This is a genomic window from Paracoccus halophilus (assembly GCF_000763905.1).
Lineage (GTDB): Bacteria > Pseudomonadota > Alphaproteobacteria > Rhodobacterales > Rhodobacteraceae > Paracoccus > Paracoccus halophilus.
In genome coordinates this window covers 193,400-210,183 of the sequence record NZ_JRKN01000005.1, presented here as the reverse complement: position 1 = coordinate 210,183, position 16,784 = coordinate 193,400, and the positions used below count along the sequence as shown (strand labels likewise).

General features: G+C 63.4%; 17 protein-coding genes and 1 pseudogene. 2 read left to right on the top strand and 16 right to left on the bottom strand.

Translation table 11 applies throughout. From position 1 onward, the window contains the following. From IT41_RS20595 to rph, 7 genes and pseudogenes are all read right to left on the bottom strand, one after another. Window positions 1-128, bottom strand: a pseudogene (locus IT41_RS20595) (S-(hydroxymethyl)glutathione dehydrogenase); the annotation flags it as partial. Window positions 129-236: 108 nt separating this feature from the next. After that, window positions 237-821, bottom strand: a complete 585-nt coding sequence (gene gfa / locus IT41_RS05760) for an S-(hydroxymethyl)glutathione synthase (protein ID WP_036739327.1) — start codon at window positions 819-821, stop codon at window positions 237-239. 102 nt (window positions 822-923) lie between these two features. Continuing rightward, window positions 924-1,277, bottom strand: a complete 354-nt coding sequence (locus IT41_RS05755; protein ID WP_036739326.1) for a YbaN family protein — start codon at window positions 1,275-1,277, stop codon at window positions 924-926. Window position 1,278: 1 nt separating this feature from the next. Continuing rightward, a complete protein-coding gene (hemW, locus tag IT41_RS05750; protein ID WP_052081291.1) occupies window positions 1,279-2,469 on the bottom strand; it encodes a radical SAM family heme chaperone HemW in 1,191 nt (396 codons plus the stop codon). After that, the gene (locus tag IT41_RS05745; protein ID WP_036739324.1) at window positions 2,466-2,840 is read right to left on the bottom strand and encodes a RidA family protein; all 375 of its coding nucleotides are present in this window, start codon (window positions 2,838-2,840) and stop codon (window positions 2,466-2,468) included. Before IT41_RS05745 ends, hemW begins: the two co-directional genes overlap by 4 nt. After that, window positions 2,833-3,438: an RdgB/HAM1 family non-canonical purine NTP pyrophosphatase gene (gene rdgB, locus IT41_RS05740; protein WP_036739323.1), complete on the bottom strand. Its 606-nt coding sequence runs from the start codon at window positions 3,436-3,438 to the stop codon at window positions 2,833-2,835. Before rdgB ends, IT41_RS05745 begins: the two co-directional genes overlap by 8 nt. Then, window positions 3,435-4,148 carry a ribonuclease PH gene (gene rph, locus IT41_RS05735; protein ID WP_036739322.1) on the bottom strand — a complete coding sequence of 238 codons (714 nt, stop codon included), beginning with the start codon at window positions 4,146-4,148 and terminating at the stop codon, window positions 3,435-3,437. Before rph ends, rdgB begins: the two co-directional genes overlap by 4 nt. A gap of 84 nt (window positions 4,149-4,232) precedes the next feature. On the opposite strand from rph, the gene hrcA reads away from it, so the two are divergent. Both hrcA and IT41_RS05725 read left to right on the top strand, forming a co-directional pair. After that, a complete protein-coding gene (gene hrcA / locus IT41_RS05730; RefSeq protein ID WP_036739320.1) occupies window positions 4,233-5,288 on the top strand; it encodes a heat-inducible transcriptional repressor HrcA in 1,056 nt (351 codons plus the stop codon). A gap of 4 nt (window positions 5,289-5,292) precedes the next feature. Continuing rightward, complete coding sequence (locus IT41_RS05725; protein WP_036739319.1) at window positions 5,293-5,838, top strand: nucleotide exchange factor GrpE; 546 nt, start codon at window positions 5,293-5,295, stop codon at window positions 5,836-5,838. A 118-nt stretch (window positions 5,839-5,956) separates the two neighbouring features. Here the strand turns inward: IT41_RS05725 and IT41_RS05720 are convergent, their stop codons facing one another. The 9 genes from IT41_RS05720 to IT41_RS05680 form a co-directional block, all read right to left on the bottom strand. Next, on the bottom strand, window positions 5,957-6,835 hold the full coding sequence (locus IT41_RS05720; protein WP_036739318.1) for a ParB/RepB/Spo0J family partition protein: 879 nt from the start codon (window positions 6,833-6,835) through the stop codon (window positions 5,957-5,959). 14 nt (window positions 6,836-6,849) lie between these two features. Further along, window positions 6,850-7,626 (bottom strand): ParA family protein, encoded by a 777-nt coding sequence (locus IT41_RS05715; RefSeq protein WP_036739317.1) that lies wholly within the window; start codon window positions 7,624-7,626, stop codon window positions 6,850-6,852. Further along, window positions 7,619-8,203, bottom strand: coding sequence for a 16S rRNA (guanine(527)-N(7))-methyltransferase RsmG (gene rsmG / locus IT41_RS05710; protein WP_036739315.1), 585 nt, complete (start codon window positions 8,201-8,203; stop codon window positions 7,619-7,621). The genes IT41_RS05715 and rsmG overlap by 8 nt, the downstream gene beginning before the upstream one ends. Then, window positions 8,200-10,059: a tRNA uridine-5-carboxymethylaminomethyl(34) synthesis enzyme MnmG gene (gene mnmG, locus IT41_RS05705; protein ID WP_036739313.1), complete on the bottom strand. Its 1,860-nt coding sequence runs from the start codon at window positions 10,057-10,059 to the stop codon at window positions 8,200-8,202. The genes rsmG and mnmG overlap by 4 nt, the downstream gene beginning before the upstream one ends. 9 nt (window positions 10,060-10,068) lie before the next feature. Then, the gene (mnmE, locus tag IT41_RS05700) at window positions 10,069-11,328 is read right to left on the bottom strand and encodes a tRNA uridine-5-carboxymethylaminomethyl(34) synthesis GTPase MnmE (RefSeq protein ID WP_036739312.1); all 1,260 of its coding nucleotides are present in this window, start codon (window positions 11,326-11,328) and stop codon (window positions 10,069-10,071) included. A gap of 16 nt (window positions 11,329-11,344) precedes the next feature. Further along, a complete protein-coding gene (gene rho, locus IT41_RS05695; RefSeq protein WP_036739310.1) occupies window positions 11,345-12,616 on the bottom strand; it encodes a transcription termination factor Rho in 1,272 nt (423 codons plus the stop codon). A gap of 134 nt (window positions 12,617-12,750) precedes the next feature. Further along, the gene (gene hemJ, locus IT41_RS05690) at window positions 12,751-13,197 is read right to left on the bottom strand and encodes a protoporphyrinogen oxidase HemJ (RefSeq protein ID WP_036739309.1); all 447 of its coding nucleotides are present in this window, start codon (window positions 13,195-13,197) and stop codon (window positions 12,751-12,753) included. 382 nt (window positions 13,198-13,579) lie between these two features. Further along, on the bottom strand, window positions 13,580-15,655 hold the full coding sequence (locus tag IT41_RS05685) for a TRAP transporter permease (protein WP_052081290.1): 2,076 nt from the start codon (window positions 15,653-15,655) through the stop codon (window positions 13,580-13,582). 60 nt (window positions 15,656-15,715) lie between these two features. Then, complete coding sequence (locus IT41_RS05680) at window positions 15,716-16,720, bottom strand: TAXI family TRAP transporter solute-binding subunit (protein WP_036739308.1); 1,005 nt, start codon at window positions 16,718-16,720, stop codon at window positions 15,716-15,718. Window positions 16,721-16,784: the final 64 nt, after the last annotated feature.

The following is a 16,784-nucleotide window of genomic DNA, read 5'->3' as shown; positions in this document are numbered from 1 at the left end:
TCGGTATGGCAGATGCCGGTCGCCTTGATCTCGACCATCACCTCGCCGGCCTTCGGACCTTCGAGGTTCACCTCCATCACCTCAAGCGGCTTGCCGGCTTCCAATGCGACTGCGGCGCGGGTTTTCATGCTTAACTCTCCTTGGCTGCTGGCCGGCTGGCCCTGCTTGATCGGGTTGTCTTCATGCGGCGGGGGCCGGTCGCCCGGCCCCCAGCAGGTCATGTCCTGGCCGGCGGGTCAAGCCGGCAATGCGCCGCTTCGCCGGGCGATATGCGTCGCGATGGCGTCCATCAGCGGCGGCGACAGCGCGTCATAGGGCTCGAGCCCCAGTTCGCGCAGCCGCGCGCGTATGCCCGGCATCCGTTCCGGATCGACGCCCGATTCGATGACCGAGCTGACAAAGGCCGCGAATTCCGGCGCCGCCCAGCCGTCCTGATCGGACAGTTCGGTATGCACGAAATCGAGCCCGTAGAAAGGATGTTCGCTGTTTTCGATGCGGCCGAACAGATGCGCGCCGCAGGCCTTGCAGCGATGGCGCTGGATCGGCGCGTCCCGGTTCACCACCTCGAGCTTTTCGGCCCCGGCGAGCACCTCGACCAGATCGCGCGAGATCACCGCGACCTGGCTGAAGATCGCGCCTTCGGGTTTCCAGCATTTGGTGCAGCCGCAGACATGGTTATGTGCCGTCTGCCCCCTGAGCGCGACGCGCACCGGATCGGCGTGGCACAGGCAGCGCAGCTCGCCGCCGGCAAAATCGGGCTTCGCGGGCCTGATGCCGTGATCGACGGCGGGGTGAATAGCGATCCCGGATGTATCTGCCATGGCTCTGTCCTTTGCGGATGGGCGATGCCGGAGGTTCACCCCGCCAGCCCCGGCGGACAAGTGGGAAAAAGGTTGTAGCCCCGGTGCGGATCGCGGCGCGGATCAGGGCTCTGGCCGGGTGATGAGCCAGGCGCCGATCGCGGTGCAGGTCAGCGCCTGCACCACGATGATGCGCGGGTCGAGCCCCAGCCACAGCGCCCAGCCGACGCCCGCGGCCATGGCGCTGACCGCCCAGATCTTTGCCCCGCGCCCGATCACGCCGCGTTTGCGCCAGGCCCGGATCGGCGGGCCGACGCGCGGATGCCGGATGATTTTCGCCGCAAGGCGCGGCGAGGACCGCGCGAAGCCAAAGACCGACAACAACAGAAACGGCACTGTCGGCACCACCGGCAAAAACAGGCCGATCACGCCAAGCCCCAGGGTGAACCAGCCGACAATCAACCAGAACAGTCGCATCTTACTCCGCCAGTTCGCGCAGGATCGCGTTCAGGACCGGCCGCCCCGTCATGGTCGCCGCCAGCCGCCCATCTATATGGGTAACGAGCCCCAGCCCGATAAGATCCGCAAGCCGCGACCGCGACAATTCGGCGCCATGGGCAAGATAGCGCGCAAGCTCCATCCCCTCGGTCAGGCGCATCGACATCAGCAGGTATTCGAGCGCCCGGTCCGAAAGGCCCAGCAGCTCGCGCAGGCTGTCGCCGCTGCCGCGCGTCTCGACCGCCGCCAGCCATGCGCCGGGGGCGCGATGCGCCTCGGTCGCCCAGCGGCCGGTCGGCAGGCTCAGCCTTCCATGCGCGCCGGGACCGATGGCGGCCCAGTCGCCCTGCCGCCAATAGATCAGGTTGTGCCGGCTTTCCGCGCCGGGCCGGGCGTGGTTCGAGATTTCATAGGCGGGCAACCCGGCGGCGGCGCAGATCTCCTGCGTGTCCAGATACATGTCGGCCGACAGATCGTCATCGGGCAAGCCCCTGAGCCCGCCCCTGGCGTGGCGCGCGCCGAAGGCGGTGCCCGGCTCGATGGTCAGCTGATAGGCCGACAGGTGATCGACCGCCATGGACAGCGCCCGGGTCAGCTCGCGCCGCCAATGATCGCGGTCCTGATCCTGCCGCGCATAGATCAGGTCAAAACTGACCCGGTCGAAACTGTCGCGGGCGATGTCAAAGGCGGCCCGCGCCTCGGCCACGCTATGCATGCGGCCAAGGCGGCGCAGATCGTCGTCATTGAGCGCCTGCACGCCCATCGAAACGCGATTGACGCCCGCCTGCGCATAGGCGCGAAAACGCCCGGCCTCGACGCTGGTCGGGTTCGCCTCGAGCGTGATTTCGACATCGTTGGCAAAGGGCCAGAGGTCGCGGGCCGCCGCGATCACGCCCGCCACGGTTTCCGGCGCCATCAGGCTGGGCGTGCCGCCGCCGAAAAAGATGCTGTTCAGCACCCGCCCCGGCAGTTCGGCGCCCAGTCGCGCGATCTCGGTCCGATAGGCGGCCAGCCAGCGGGGCTGGTCGATGCTGGCGGCGACATGGCTGTTGAAATCGCAATAGGGGCATTTCGCAGCGCAGAACGGCCAATGGACGTAAAGCGCGAATCCCCCCGCCCGCCAGTCCTCGGCAAGGGATGCGGGCGCGGGGGCGATCAACGGCGCGCTCATTCGCGGTATGCGGTCACTTCGATCTCGACCTTCATTTCCGGCTTGATCAGGCCCGCAACGACCATGGTGGCGGCAGGCATGGCATCCTGCATCGCCTGCGCCAGAACGGGCGCGATCTCATCGACCAGCGCGGCATCGGTGATGGTATATTGCACGCGCACGATATCCCGGGGCGCGAAACCTGCCTCGCGCAGGGTCGCAAAGATGGTCTTGAACGCATTGCGCGCCTGATCGGCGGCGCTGTCGGGCATGGCCATCGTGGCGTAATCATAGCCCGTCGTGCCCGAGACGAAACACCACGGCCCCTTGACCACCGCGCGGCTGTAGCCCAGTGCCGCCTCGAAGGGCGAGCCGGAAGAGATCCTAGGCAAGCGCGGCCTCCAGCTTCTGGAATGCCCGCGCGCGATGGCTGATCGCGTTCTTTTGCGCCGGTGCCATCTCGGCATAGGTGATGTCATGGCCGTCGGGCACAAAGATCGGATCATAGCCATGTCCGAGCTGGCCGCGCGGCGGCCAGACCAGCCGACCGGGGGCGATGCCCTCGAATATTTCCTCGTGCCCGTCGGGCCAGAGCAGGACCAGCGTGGCGCGGAACTGGGCGGTGCGGGGCTCGGGCACGCCCTTCGCCTCAAGCGCGTCCCAGGTGCGGGTCATGGCCTGCATGAAATCGCGGCCCTGCGGGGTTTCGGCCCAATCGGCGGTATAGACGCCCGGGGCGCCGTCCAGCCCGTCAACGGTGATGCCGCTGTCATCGGCCAGCACCGGCAGGCCGGTCGCCTGCATGGCGGCGCGGGCCTTGATCCGGGCATTGCCGACAAAGCTGTCCTCGGTCTCGGCCGGTTCGGGCAGGCCCATCTCGCCCGCCGATGTGACCTCGATCCCGTGCGGCGCCATCATCGCGCGGATCTCGTCCAGCTTGCCCTTGTTATGGGTCGCGACCAGCAGCCGTTTTTCGGCGAGCTTTCTCATGCCACCGCGTCTTTCTGGGCGCGGACCAGATCGGCGATCCCGGCCTCGGCCAGATCCAGAAGCTGGCTCATCTCGGCGCGCGAGAAGGTCGCGCCCTCGGCCGACATCTGCACCTCGATCAGGCGGCCGGCGCCGGTCATGATGAAATTGCCGTCGGTGCCGGCCTCGCTGTCCTCGGCATAGTCCAGATCCAGCAGCGGCTGGCCGGCATAGATGCCGCAGGACACGGCGGCGACATGATCCATGATCGGATCGCTGGTGATGATATTGGCCTTCAAGAGCTTGTTCACCGCCAGGCGCAGCGCCACCCAGCCGCCGGTGATCGAGGCGCAGCGGGTGCCGCCATCGGCCTGGATCACATCGCAGTCAACCACGATCTGGCGTTCGCCGAGGGCGCGGCGGTCAACGCCCGCACGCAGGGCGCGGCCGATCAGGCGCTGGATTTCCTGGGTGCGGCCCGATTGCTTGCCGGCCGCCGCCTCGCGCCGGTTGCGGGTATTGGTGGCGCGCGGCAGCATGCCGTATTCCGCCGTCACCCAGCCCTGCCCCGAACCCTTCAGGAAGGGCGGCGCCTTTTCCTCGATCGAGGCCGAGCACAGCACCCGCGTCTCGCCACAGGTGATCAGGCAAGAGCCCTCGGCATGGCGCATCACGCCCGTTTCGATTGAAATCGGGCGCATATCACTTAAATTCCGGCCAGAGGGGCGCATCTGTCATTCCTTTCGGGGGTTTTGCCGTTCAGATACAGGTCAAGGCCCCCTATCCGCAACCCGAGAGTGCCCGGTCAACCGCCAATGCCCGAGAACGCCCAGCTTTCCGATCTGAACGACCGCTCGCGCGAGGTCTTTCGCCGCGTGGTCGAAGCCTATCTGACCACAGGCGAGCCGGTCGGCTCGCGCACGCTGACCCGCGACATGAGCGAAAAGGTCAGCGCCGCGACGATCCGCAATGTCATGCAGGATCTGGAATATCTGGGCCTCCTGGATCATCCGCATGTCTCGGCCGGGCGGATGCCGACGCAGCTGGGGCTGCGGCTGTTCGTCGACGGGCTGATGGAGGCCGGGCCGGTGTCCGCCAGCGACCGCGAGATGATCGAGGAAACGCTGAGCGATGACAGCGGCGATACCGGCGCAATGCTGGACCGGGTCAGCACCGCCCTGTCGGCGCTGACGCATGGCGCCTCGCTGGTGCTGATGCCCAAGCAAGAGGCGCCGGTGCGCCATATCGAATTCGTGGGGCTGGCGCCTGACCGCGCGCTGGTGGTGCTGGTCTTTGCCGATGGCCGGGTCGAGAACCGCGTCTTTACCCCGCCGCCCGGACATACCGCCAGCTCGATGCGCGAGGCCGCGAATTTCCTTAATGCGCTCGCCGAGGGTCGGACGCTGGCCGATCTGCGGGCCCGGATCGCCGGCGAAATATCCGCCAGCCGCCAAAAGCTGAACAGCATGGCCGCCGCTCTCGTCTCGTCGGGGCTGGCGATGTGGGAGGACGGCAGCAGCGATCCCCGGCTGATCGTGCGCGGTCGCGCCAACCTTCTGGCCGATGAGCTGGCCGATCTGGATCTGGTGCGGTCGCTGTTCGACGACCTTGAACGCAAGCGCGATATCGCCGAGTTTCTGGAACTGGCGGAACAGGGCGAAGGCGTGCGCATTTTCATTGGCTCCGAGAACAAGCTTTTTTCACTTTCGGGTTCCTCTCTGGTGGTTTCGCCCTATATGAATGCCGATCGAAAGATTGTCGGTGCGGTCGGCGTCATCGGTCCGACGCGGCTCAATTACGGGCGCATCGTGCCGATCGTCGACTATACCGCGCAGCTCGTCGGCCGGATGATCTCCGGTCGGAAAGGATGAGGATATGACGAAGGAAAACCCGAACGGCATCCCGCAGGAGGATGAGGCGTTTATTGACCCGCTGGCCGCGGATGAGGCGCCCTCGCCCGATGTCGAGGCGCTGGTGGCCGAGCGGGACGAATATCGCGACCGCTTCATGCGCGCGCTCGCCGATGCCGAGAACGCCCGCAAGCGCGCCGACAAGGAGCGCCGCGATGCCGAGCAATATGGCGGCTCACGCCTGGCGCGCGACCTGCTGCCGGTTCACGACGCGCTGACCCGCGCGCTGGAAAGCGCCGGCCAGGGCGAGCGGGCGGCCGCCGCGCTGATCGATGGGGTCGAGCTGACCCTGCGCGAGCTGAACAATGTTTTCGGCAAACATGGCATCAAGGTCATTACCCCGGCGGCCGGCGACAAGTTCGACCCGCTGCTTCACGAGGCCATGTTCGAGGCCGCGGTGCCCGGAACCATCGCGGGCAATATCATTCAGGTGATGGACAATGGCTTCATGCTGCACGACCGCCTGCTGCGCCCGGCAAAGGTGGGCGTCAGTTCGACCCCCGCCAGCTGAGCATATTTCCCCTGCAGGATTGAAAAACCCCCGGAATTCCCGGGGGTTTCTTATTTCGTGACCTATGTCTGAACACTATATATTAGGTAGTGGTAGAACAAAGCCACCAAACCTTGCGTCAGTTATGACCCGCCAGCACCTGGCAGAGGCGATCGAGCTGCTCAAGATCGCGGTATGAGATCACCATCTGACCGCCCTGCTTGCCGGAATGGTTGATCGACACCTTCATCTTCAGCTGCGCGCCAAGATCGCTTTCCAATGCGCGCGTGTCGGCATCCTTTTCCGGGCGCGACGGCGCGCTTTTCTCGGCCTTGGGTTCCGATTGGCGCCGAACCAATTCCTCGACTTCGCGAACCGAAAGATTCTTCTCGATCACCCTGCGCGCCAGTTCGACCGCGTTCGGCACGGTGATCAGCGCCCGGGCATGTCCGGTCGACAGCTTGCCCTCTTTCAACCAGATCTGGACCTGCTCTGGCAGGTTCAGCAGGCGCAGCAGATTGGCGATATGGCTGCGGCTTTTGTTCAGCGCTTCAGCGACTTTCTCCTGCGTATGGCCGAACCGGTCCATCAACTGGCGATAGGACACCGCCTCTTCGATCGCGTTCAGATCCGCGCGCTGGATATTCTCGACAATCGCGACTTCCAGCACCTCGGTATCGCTGAGATCACGCACGATGACGGGAACCTCGTGCATCTGCGCGATCTGGGCCGCGCGCCAGCGACGCTCGCCGGCCACGATCTGATAGAGCCCCTTGTCCTCGGGATGCGGGCGGACGATCAAAGGTTGCAACATGCCGCGATTGCGCAGCGAATCGGCAAGCTCCTGAAGCGCGTCCTGGGCAAAGCTTCGGCGGGGCTGATCGGGATTCGGCGTAAGCTGCTCGACCGGGAGAACCTGCCGCGGTGCCGGCCGGTCAGAGGGGATCAGGTCCACATCCGCCATCAGCGCGGACAAACCGCGACCCAGGCCCCGCTTTTCCAGTTTGTTGTCACTCACCTTGATCCTCCTTCTTATGCGGGGGCCATTTGCCGGGACAGGAACTCTTCCGCAAGGCTGCGATATGCCGCGCTGCCCTTGGACAGCGGATCGTATTGCAGCACCGGCATGGCATGGGATGGTGCTTCGGACAGGCGCACGTTGCGCGGAATGACCGTGCGATAGACAAGCCCCGCCAAGGTGTTGCGGGCATCGGCCTCGACCTGCTGCGAAAGATTGTTGCGGTTGTCGGACATGGTCAGCAAGACGCCATCGATGCGCAGATCCGGGTTCGCGGTCTGGCGCACCTCGCGCACCGTCATCAAAAGCTGGGAAAGCCCTTCAAGCGCGTAGAATTCGGCCTGCAGAGGCACCAGAACGCTATCCGCGGCAACCATGGCATTGACCGTCAACAACCCCAATGCGGGCGGGCAATCGATCAGGATATAGTCGAACTCCCGGCTTTCCGACAATTTCCGGCGAAGCAGATGCGTCCGCCCGCTGCGGCTGGAAAGCTGGAAATCGGCCGAGGAAAGATCGCTGTTCGACGGCACCAGCCAGAGATTCTCGATCGCGGTCGCCTGCAGGGTTTCTTCCAACGTCCGATCCGCCGCCAGAAGATCGTAGGAGGTCAACTCGCGCTTTTCGGGCGGCACGCCAAGGCCGGTCGATGCGTTCCCCTGTGGGTCCAGATCGATAATCGCGACCCTATGCCCGCCTTCCGCCAGCGCGGCGCCCAGATTGATCGCGGTTGTGGTCTTGCCCACGCCACCCTTCTGGTTTGCGACCGCAATGATACGTGTTTCAGACATGGCGAATCCCTGTGATTTCAAGAATGGCGGCATCGGGCTCGGTCGGGCTTGGATGTGTTATCAGGTCGAAATTCCATTCGCGGCGCGCTTCGGAAACCTCTGTCCGCCAGTTGCGGCCCTTCATCAACCATGCGCGCCCCGAAGCAGTCAGATGACGAGCCACATATGCCATGAGCAGCGGCAGCGGGGCAAGCGCCCGTGCGCTGATATTGGCGGCAAACAGCGCATCAAGATGCTCGACCCGCCCGGTGATGACGGAGGCATTTTCAAGGCCAAGTTCACGGATTGCGGTGCGCAGGAAACTGCTTTTGCGATGATCGCTTTCAACCAGCGTCACGGTGAGATCCGGACGCATTATCGCGACGACAAGCCCCGGCAAGCCACCACCGCTGCCGATATCCAGCCAGCTGCCGAACGCATCCGCCGCAACCGCGACCAAGGCGCGGCTATCCGCAACATGTCGCGTTTCGATCTGATCCAGGGTCTTCGGGGAAACAAGGTTTATCGCGGGATTCCATTTCCGCAAAAGCGCGGCATAGGCCGCGAGCGCCTTTGTTTCACGTGAAACATCGGTCATGCGGTGCGGCGCTTTCCGCTGCGGATGGTGGCCAGAATCAATGTCAGCGCGGCGGGGGTCATCCCTTCCAGAGCTGCGGCTGCCGCGATGGTCGCGGGTCGGCAAGCCGTCAGCTTGGATTTCAGCTCGCCTGACAGCCCGGCCAGATCCTCATAGCGGAAATCATCCGGGATCAGTACAGCTTCTTCCTTGCGCAGGGTTTCGGCATCCCTGCTTTGCCTGTCCATATATTGGTGGTAAAGCGCATCGATACTCAATTGCTGGATTATCGCTTCGTCATAATCCGCGAGATCCGCGTCCAGTGACAGAACCTGCGCGCGCGATACGGTGGCCTGCGCCAAGAGCGAAAACAGACTGCGCCTGACACCATCATGCCGGACATCCATGCCTGCATCCGTCAGTTCATTTGGCGTGAATGTCACGCTTTCGGCACGAGCCCGAGCCCGACGATAATCCGCCATCTTTTCGGTAAAACGCGCGGCTCGTTCCTCTCCGACACAGCCAAGCTCCATTCCCAGAGGCGTCAGCCTCTGGTCCGCATTATCCGCACGCAGCGAAAGGCGAAACTCCGCCCGGGAGGTAAACATTCGATAGGGTTCACTGACGCCACGCGTGATCAGATCATCGATCATCACACCGATATAGCTTTGCGAGCGGCTGAAATGTATCGGCGGGCGTCCCTGGGCACGTAGCGCGGCGTTCAGACCCGCGACAAGGCCCTGGGCGGCCGCCTCTTCGTACCCGGTCGTACCGTTGATCTGGCCCGCCAGAAAAAGCCCCGGCAGAGTTTTCACTTCCAGTGCGGCCGTCAGCGCCCGCGGATCCACATAATCATACTCAACGGCATAACCGGGCTGGCGAATTTCAGCCGCCTCCAACCCCCGGATCGAGCGCAGATATGCAAGCTGAACCTCCTCGGGCAATGAGGTGGATATTCCGTTCGGATAGATCAGATCGCTGTTCAGCCCTTCGGGTTCCAGAAAAATCTGATGTGCTGTCTTGTCGGCAAACCGGACAATCTTGTCTTCGATGGAGGGGCAATAGCGCGGTCCGACGCCGTCGATCCGACCCCCATACATGGCGGAACGGTGGATATTATCCCTGATAATTCCGTGGGTTATCTCATTCGTATGGGTGATCGCACAGCTGATCTGTTCGACTTTCGGCAACGTATTCAGATAGGAAAACATCACCGGGTGATCGTCACCCGGCTGCTTTTCCAGACTGTCCCAATCGATGCTGGAGCGCGCTATTCGGGGCGGCGTTCCGGTCTTCAGGCGGCCCAAGGGAAGGTGCAATCTCTGGAGCGACTCGGCAAGCCTCATCGAGGAGCCATTCCCCCAACGGCCCGCCCTATGCGTGACCTCGCCAATATGAATTAACCCGTTCAGAAACGTGCCGGTTGTCAGGACAATCTGCTGGCCAAGCACCGTCTGCCCATCTGCCAGTTCCAGTCCCGAGACTCGTTTATCGTCATGGATCAACTCCGCGGCTTCACCCAAAACAAGATCAAGCCTCGATTGATCGGCCACCGCTTGCCGGGCGGCGAGCTTATAGAGTTCGCGATCTGCCTGCGCGCGCGGACCCTGGACCGCCGGACCCTTGCGACGGTTGAGCAGACGAAACTGTATCCCGGCGCTGTCGGCAAGCCGGCCCATCACCCCGTCAAGGGCGTCGATCTCGCGCACCAGATGGCCTTTTCCTAGGCCGCCAATCGCGGGATTGCATGACATCGTGCCCAGATCGTCAGGGCTCAGCGTGACCAGCGCCGTATCGGCCCCCATACGCGCCGCCACCATTGCGGCTTCGACGCCCGCATGACCCCCACCGATCACAATCACATCGTAATGTTTCACGTGAAACCCTTATTTCCCGATACAGAACGAAGCGAAGATTTCATCCAGAAACTCCTCGGCCCCGACCCGGCCAATCATCATCGCGAGCGATTGCGCTGCCTGCCGCAGCGATTCCGCCAAAATTTCCGGTGGCATCCTACCATGAACAACCAGCGCGTCCCGCGCCCGCGCAAGCGCCTCGGCCTGCCGCTTATGCCCGACGATGCCAGAATCAGCAGCCCTGATCCGCAGCCGATCATAGACCATGTCCAGCAATTCAGCGACTCCCTCTCCGGTCTTTGCCGACACGGCAATACCTTTCCGGTCGTGCAGGTCGGCCTTGGAGCGGATCACGATGTCGTCGTCATCAAGGACATCCACGGATTCATCGCTATCGGACAGATAGATGCGCATATCCGCGTCATGCGCGCGCTCTTTCGCCCGCGCCACGCCCATGAGTTCGACCGGGTCATCACTGTCTCGCAGTCCCGCCGTATCCAGAAATGTCACCGGCAGGCCCCGCAAATCCGTGGCCAGTTCGATAATATCGCGCGTCGTGCCCGCGATATCCGACACAAGCGCGATCTCGCGCTGAGCGATGCGGTTCAGAAGGCTTGATTTTCCGGCATTGGGCGGGCCGATGATCGCCACCTGATAACCCTGGCGCAGGCGCTCGGTCGCCGGATAGCTTGCAAGCATGCCGTCGATCTCGCTGCGCACCTCGGCAGCCAGGGAAAAGACCTCGTCCGGAACCTCATCAGGGACATCTTCGTCGGCGAAATCGATACTGGCTTCGATCAGCGCACCGGCACGGACGAGTTTCGCGCGCAGGAGTTCGGTCCTGCGGCCTAGTTCGCCATCGGTGGCCCGCATGGCAAGCTTGCGCTGCGATTCGGTTTCAGCCGAAAGCAGATCGGCCAGCCCTTCCGCCTCGGCAAGATCCATACGGCCATTCAGAAAGGCGCGACGCGTGAACTCGCCAGCCTCGGCGCGGCGCAAGCCCCGCGACACAAGCGCGGCGCTCAACCTGTTGGCAATCACCGGCGCGCCGTGCAGATGCAGTTCCGCAACCTCTTCGCCGGTAAAGCTGTGGCCTTTTTCAAACCAGATCACCAGCGCGTGATCGATCAGATCATCGCCGTCACGCAGGGGCCGAAGATAGGATTTCCGGGGCTCGGCAGTGGGACCGGCAAGGGATTCCAACGTCTTGCGCGCCAGAGCCCCGCTCAGGCGAATGACGGAAACACCCCCGCGACCGGGGGGCGTGGCCTCGGCGAAAATCGTGTCCAACACATCCCCCGCGCCATCAGGCGTTCATGGAATCGAAGAATTCCGAATTCGTCTTGGTCTGTTTCAGCTTGGACAACAGGAACTCGATCGCGTCGGTCGTGCCCATCGGGTTCAGGATCCGCCGCAGCAGATAGGTCTTTTGCAGATCCTTGGCATCGACCAGAAGCTCTTCTTTCCGGGTGCCGGATTTCAGAATGTCCATGGCCGGGAAAACCCGCTTGTCGGCCACCTTGCGATCCAGCACGATCTCGCTATTACCGGTGCCCTTGAACTCTTCAAAGATCACCTCATCCATGCGCGAGCCGGTATCGATCAGCGCCGTCGCGATAATGGTCAGCGAGCCACCCTCTTCGATATTCCGCGCGGCACCGAAAAAGCGCTTCGGCCGCTGAAGGGCATTGGCATCCACACCGCCCGTCAGCACCTTGCCCGAGCTGGGCACCACGGTGTTGAAGGCCCTACCAAGTCTTGTGATTGAATCCAAAAGGATTACCACATCTCGTTTATGCTCGACCAGACGCTTTGCTTTCTCGATCACCATTTCCGAGACGGCGACATGGCGGCTGGCCGGTTCGTCAAAGGTCGAGGAAATCACCTCGCCCTTGACCGAGCGCTGCATATCCGTCACCTCTTCGGGGCGTTCGTCGATCAGCAGCACGATCAGATAGCATTCCGGGTGGTTCCGCTCGATCGAATGGGCGATGTTCTGCAAGAGCACGGTCTTGCCGGTGCGCGGCGGTGCCACGATCAGCGAGCGCTGGCCCTTGCCAATCGGCGCCACCAGATCGATGATCCGCGCCGAGCGATCCTTGATGGTCGGATCCTCGATTTCCATGTTCAGGCGTTCATTCGGGTAAAGCGGCGTCAGGTTGTCGAACGCCACCTTGTGCCGCGCCTTTTCCGGCTCGGTGAAATTGATCTGCTCGACCTTGGTCAGCGCGAAATAGCGCTCGTTCTCGCCGGGCGCACGGATGACGCCCTCGACCGTGTCGCCGGTGCGCAGGCTGTGCTGGCGGATCATCTCGGGGCTGACATAGATATCGTCGGGACCCGGCAGATAGTTCGCCTCGGTCGAGCGCAGAAAGCCGAAACCGTCCTGCACGACCTCGAGCACGCCATCGCCACCGATGTCCCAGCCATCCTCGGCATGTTCCTTGAGCAGCGAGAACATCATCTCGCCCTTGCGCATGGTCGAGGCGTTCTCGACCTCCCATTCCTCGGCCATGGACAGCAGGTCGGCCGGGCTCTTGGCTTTCAGATCGGACAGGTTAAGACGTTCTTCGCTCATGCTCGGGCCTTATCGACGCACCGCCTCGGCGGACCGGTGCGCGTGGGAAACTGTAAAGGAAAAAACCTCGCCGGACGGCGGGCCGGAATCACATAGGGACTAATCGGTCAGGAGTCAATCCGGGCCGGGAAATCCTAGAACCTGACGATCACCGACAGCACGATCACCACCATCAACAGCGTCGGCACCTCGTTCATCATCCGGTAATGCCGGCCACTCAGCCCCTGCCCGCGCAGCAAGGCCCGGCGCTGCGCTGCCAGCCACATGTGAAACCATGTCATGGCCAGCACGGCCGCCGCCTTGCTCCACGGCCAGATTGCGCCCCAATCGACGATTCCGGGCGTCAGCACCAGCGCCAGACCGGCAAGCCAGGTCACGATCATCGCCGGGTTCATGATGACCCGCAAAAGCTTGTCTTCCATGACCTGGAACGAGCCGGCCGGCTCACCCGCCGCCTGGCCCCGCTCGGCATGATAGACGAACAGTCTTGGCAGATAGAACAGCCCGGCCATCCACGAGATGACGGCCATGACATGCAGGGATTTCACCCAGGGATAAGCCAGGGACAGGAGATCGGTCATGGGCACCTTCGGCGGACGGGTTTCTCATTAAAATATAAGAAAAGATAAAGAAAGATGTTGTTGTTGTAGGGCCTGTGGATGACGGGAAAAGCGCGTTTCGGCAAAATTCTCCACAGTTTTCGTTGCACTGGATAAGCTGTGGAAATTCACCCACAGGCGGGATTCAGCACGATAATCCATATGGTTGCGAAATTGAACCCTGTGGAGCGTTGTGTGTCCGGCGATCTTTTCCACGGCCTGTGGATGGATTGCCGGCGATTGTGGACATGTGGAAAATCGACCGGCGTTCGCGACCCGTTCACGGCTCTGATCCACAGGCAAGGAAAGGGGGCGGAATCCCCACAGATTCCACCCCCCGAGTCGCAGCCTGTTATCCACAGGTTTATACGGTCGCGCTTTTCCCGGCGATCAGCTGGCGGGCGGCGATCGGCGCCACGATCGCCACCCCGATCAGCGTTGCGGCCAGATTCGGCGCGACCAGCAGGATTGCCGCGATGACCAGCGCCAGACGCTCGATCCGCCACAAGGGCGCGAAGAGCCAGCCGGTAATGGCCGAGGACAGCGACCAGATCCCCAGAACCGCGCCGCCGGCAGCCAGGGCAAAGGCGGTCCAGGTGAAATTGTCGGTCACCAGCAGCAGCGCCGGCTGGAAGGCAAAGACAAAGGGCACCAGCGCCTTGCCCATGGACAGCCGGAACGCCGTGTTCCCGGCATTGAAGGCATTGGCATTCGCGATCCCCGCCGCGGCATAGGCCGCGAGCGCGACCGGCGGTGTTACATCCGCCAGCACGCCGTAATAGAAGACGAAGAAATGCGCGACGATGTCCTGCACCCCCAGCAGCCCGAGAATCGGCGCCGCGACCGCGACCATGATGATATAGTTCGCGGTGGTCGGGATGCCGCAGCCCATCAGCACGCAGACCACGGCGGTCAGCAGCAGCGTGAAAAGCAGCGTCCAGTTGGCCACGCTCATCACCTCGAAGGGCAGAAAGCCCAGCACGCCATAGACCGATTCCGCCCAGCCGGCGGCCAGCCCGGTGACCATATAGGCGATCTTGAACCCGACGCCGGTCAGCGTGACGACGCCGATCACCACGCCGACCAGGGCGGCGGCGGCGGTGACCGACAGGGATTGCTTGGCGCCCAGGACGAACCCTTCATAGATGCCATGCGCGGTGCCCTTGAGCCCGTCGACAAGGCCGCGCGCGGTGACTTCCTGGATGATCAGCACGCCGATGCTGACGGTGATCGACCAGAAGGCGGCGGCAAAGGGCGTGCGCCCCGACAGCAGCACGGCGATCAGCACCAGAAGCGGCGCCACGGACAGCCAGCCGGCCTTGAACACCTTCCAGGCGTTGGGCAATTCGCTGGGATGCAGGCCGCGCAGACCCAGCCGGCGCGCCTCGAGATGAACCTGCACCAGCACGCCGAAGAAATGCATGAAGGCCGGCACCAGCGCGGCGGTCAGGATGGTGGTCAGCGGCAGGCCCAGATATTCGATCATCAGGAAGGCCACCGCCCCCATCACCGGCGGGGTGATCTGCCCGCCGGTCGAGGACGCCGCCTCGACCGCGGCCGAGAAATGCCGCGGATAGCCGACCCGGATCATGGCCGGGATGGTCAGAGCCCCGGTCGTCACCGTATTGGCGATGGACGAGCCCGAGATCGACCCCAGCAGCGCCGAGGAGAGCACCGAAACCTTGGCCGGGCCGCCCGCATAACGGCCGGCCAGCGCACTCGCCAGGTCGATGAACAGCTGCCCCAGCCCGATCCGCGTCGCCATGACGCCGAACAGCACGAAATGGAACACATAGGTGGCGATCACCCCCAATGCGGTGCCGTAGATGCCCTGGCTGGTCAGGTACAGATGGTTGACGATATTGGACCAGCTGGCGCCGGGATGGACGAATATGCCGGGCATGTAACGCCCGAAATAGGCATAGGCGATGAACAGGCAGGCGATCACCGGCAGCGGCCAGCCCATCGAGCGGCGCACCGCTTCCAGCAGGACGACGATCAGGATCGTTCCCATGATGATGTCGACGGGCAGCGGATTGCCGACGCGAAAGGCCAGCTGGTCATAGATCCAGGGCACATAGAGCGCTGCGATGGCGCCGGCGAAGGCCAGCACCCAGTCGCCCAGCGGCAGACCCAGAAAGGCCAGCGGCCCGCGCGCGATCTCGCTCCGGCCAAAGGCGGAAAATGACAGAAAGACCAGAAACAGCGTCACCGCCATATGCAGGCCGCGATGGACCACCGCCTGCGGAATGCCGAAGCCCGCCGTGTAATAGTGATAGACCGACAGCAGGAACAGCACGGCGCCGGCCAGAATGGCCACCGGCCGCAGCAGGTCCCTGAATCGCAGCTCGGGGTCGTATTTCTCTTCGATTTCCTGCAGCTGATCGGCGGTCAGAAGGTCTTCTTCGTCGTAATGCTCGGGCCTGTTCTTATCGCTCATTCTTTTGTCCCTGCTGGAGAAAAGGGCGCGGAGGATGATCCGCGCCCTTCGTTTCCGGTCTTATTGCAGAAGCCCGGCTTCCTTGTAGAAGCGCTCGGCGCCCGGATGCAGCGGCACGCCGATGCCGTCCAGCGCGCCATCGGTGGTGATCGCCTTGCCCTTGGCATGGCCGGCATCAAGCTGCTTGCGGGTGTTTTCGTTCCACAAGGCCTTGGTGATGCCGTAGATCAGCTCTTCGGGCTGATCGGCCGAGGTGATCCACTGCGCCCCGACCGAGATGGTGTTGACATCGGCGTCTTGCCCCTCATAGGTGCCCGCCGGGATCACGTCATCGGCGAAGAACTTGTATTCGCCGGTGATCTTGCCGGCCAGTTCGCCGTCGATGGGAATGATGTTGACCTCGTGCTGGCTGGCCAGTTCGGCGATGGCGCCGGCCGGAAAGCCGCCGACGAAAAAGAACGCATCCATGGCGCCGTCCTTCATCCGGTCGGCGGCCTGGTCGGGCTTCAGATATTCGGCGCTGATGTCGCTTTCCGACAGGCCGGCCCCCTGCAGGATGATCTGCGCATCGACCAGCGTGCCCGAGCCCGGCTCGTCCAGCGAGACGCGCTTGCCCTTGAGATCGGCGACCGAGGCGATGCCCGAACCCTTGCTGGCGACCAGATGGATCGATTCCGGGTAGAGGTTGGCGATGGCGCGCAGCTTTTCGGCCGCCGGCTTGCCGTCCCAGATGCCGGTGCCGGAATAGGCCCAGCTGGCGACGTCACCCTGCACGAAGCCGGATTCCAGCGTGCCGCCCTCGATCGCGTTCACATTGGCGACCGAGCCGTTCGAGGCCAGCGCCGAGGCGACCAGCCCGGGCACCCCGCAGGAGCCGCCATCCTCGCAGGCGCGAGAACCCGGCGGCGCCGAGATCGCGTTCGCCAGCAGCCCGCCGATCGGATAATAGGTTCCCGCCGTGCCGCCCGTGCCAATGCGGAAAAAATTCATTTCCTGCGCGGTGGCAAAGCCGCCGACGGTGACCGCGATGGCGGCGGCGACGCCGAGAATGCGTTTCGTGAACATGGATACTCCCCTTGCTTGGTTCTTCCGGCAGCAGGTTAGACTTTGCCAGCCAGCTAAGACAACA

Bases quoted from the DNA above. Each gene is read 5' to 3' on its own strand.
- IT41_RS05685 (WP_052081290.1), bottom strand. From the start codon at position 15,655: ATGAGCGATAAGAACAGGCCCGAGCATTACGACGAAGAAGACCTTCTG.
- hrcA (WP_036739320.1), top strand. From the start codon at position 4,233: ATGCCCGAGAACGCCCAGCTTTCCGATCTGAACGACCGCTCGCGCGAG.
- hemJ (WP_036739309.1), bottom strand. From the start codon at position 13,197: ATGACCGATCTCCTGTCCCTGGCTTATCCCTGGGTGAAATCCCTGCAT.
- IT41_RS05725 (WP_036739319.1), top strand. From the start codon at position 5,293: ATGACGAAGGAAAACCCGAACGGCATCCCGCAGGAGGATGAGGCGTTT.
- rdgB (WP_036739323.1), bottom strand. From the start codon at position 3,438: ATGAGAAAGCTCGCCGAAAAACGGCTGCTGGTCGCGACCCATAACAAG.
- rho (WP_036739310.1), bottom strand. From the start codon at position 12,616: ATGAGCGAAGAACGTCTTAACCTGTCCGATCTGAAAGCCAAGAGCCCG.
- gfa (WP_036739327.1), bottom strand. From the start codon at position 821: ATGGCAGATACATCCGGGATCGCTATTCACCCCGCCGTCGATCACGGC.
- rph (WP_036739322.1), bottom strand. From the start codon at position 4,148: ATGCGCCCCTCTGGCCGGAATTTAAGTGATATGCGCCCGATTTCAATC.
- rsmG (WP_036739315.1), bottom strand. From the start codon at position 8,203: ATGACCGATGTTTCACGTGAAACAAAGGCGCTCGCGGCCTATGCCGCG.
- hemW (WP_052081291.1), bottom strand. From the start codon at position 2,469: ATGAGCGCGCCGTTGATCGCCCCCGCGCCCGCATCCCTTGCCGAGGAC.
- IT41_RS05715 (WP_036739317.1), bottom strand. From the start codon at position 7,626: ATGTCTGAAACACGTATCATTGCGGTCGCAAACCAGAAGGGTGGCGTG.
- IT41_RS05680 (WP_036739308.1), bottom strand. From the start codon at position 16,720: ATGTTCACGAAACGCATTCTCGGCGTCGCCGCCGCCATCGCGGTCACC.
- IT41_RS05755 (WP_036739326.1), bottom strand. From the start codon at position 1,277: ATGCGACTGTTCTGGTTGATTGTCGGCTGGTTCACCCTGGGGCTTGGC.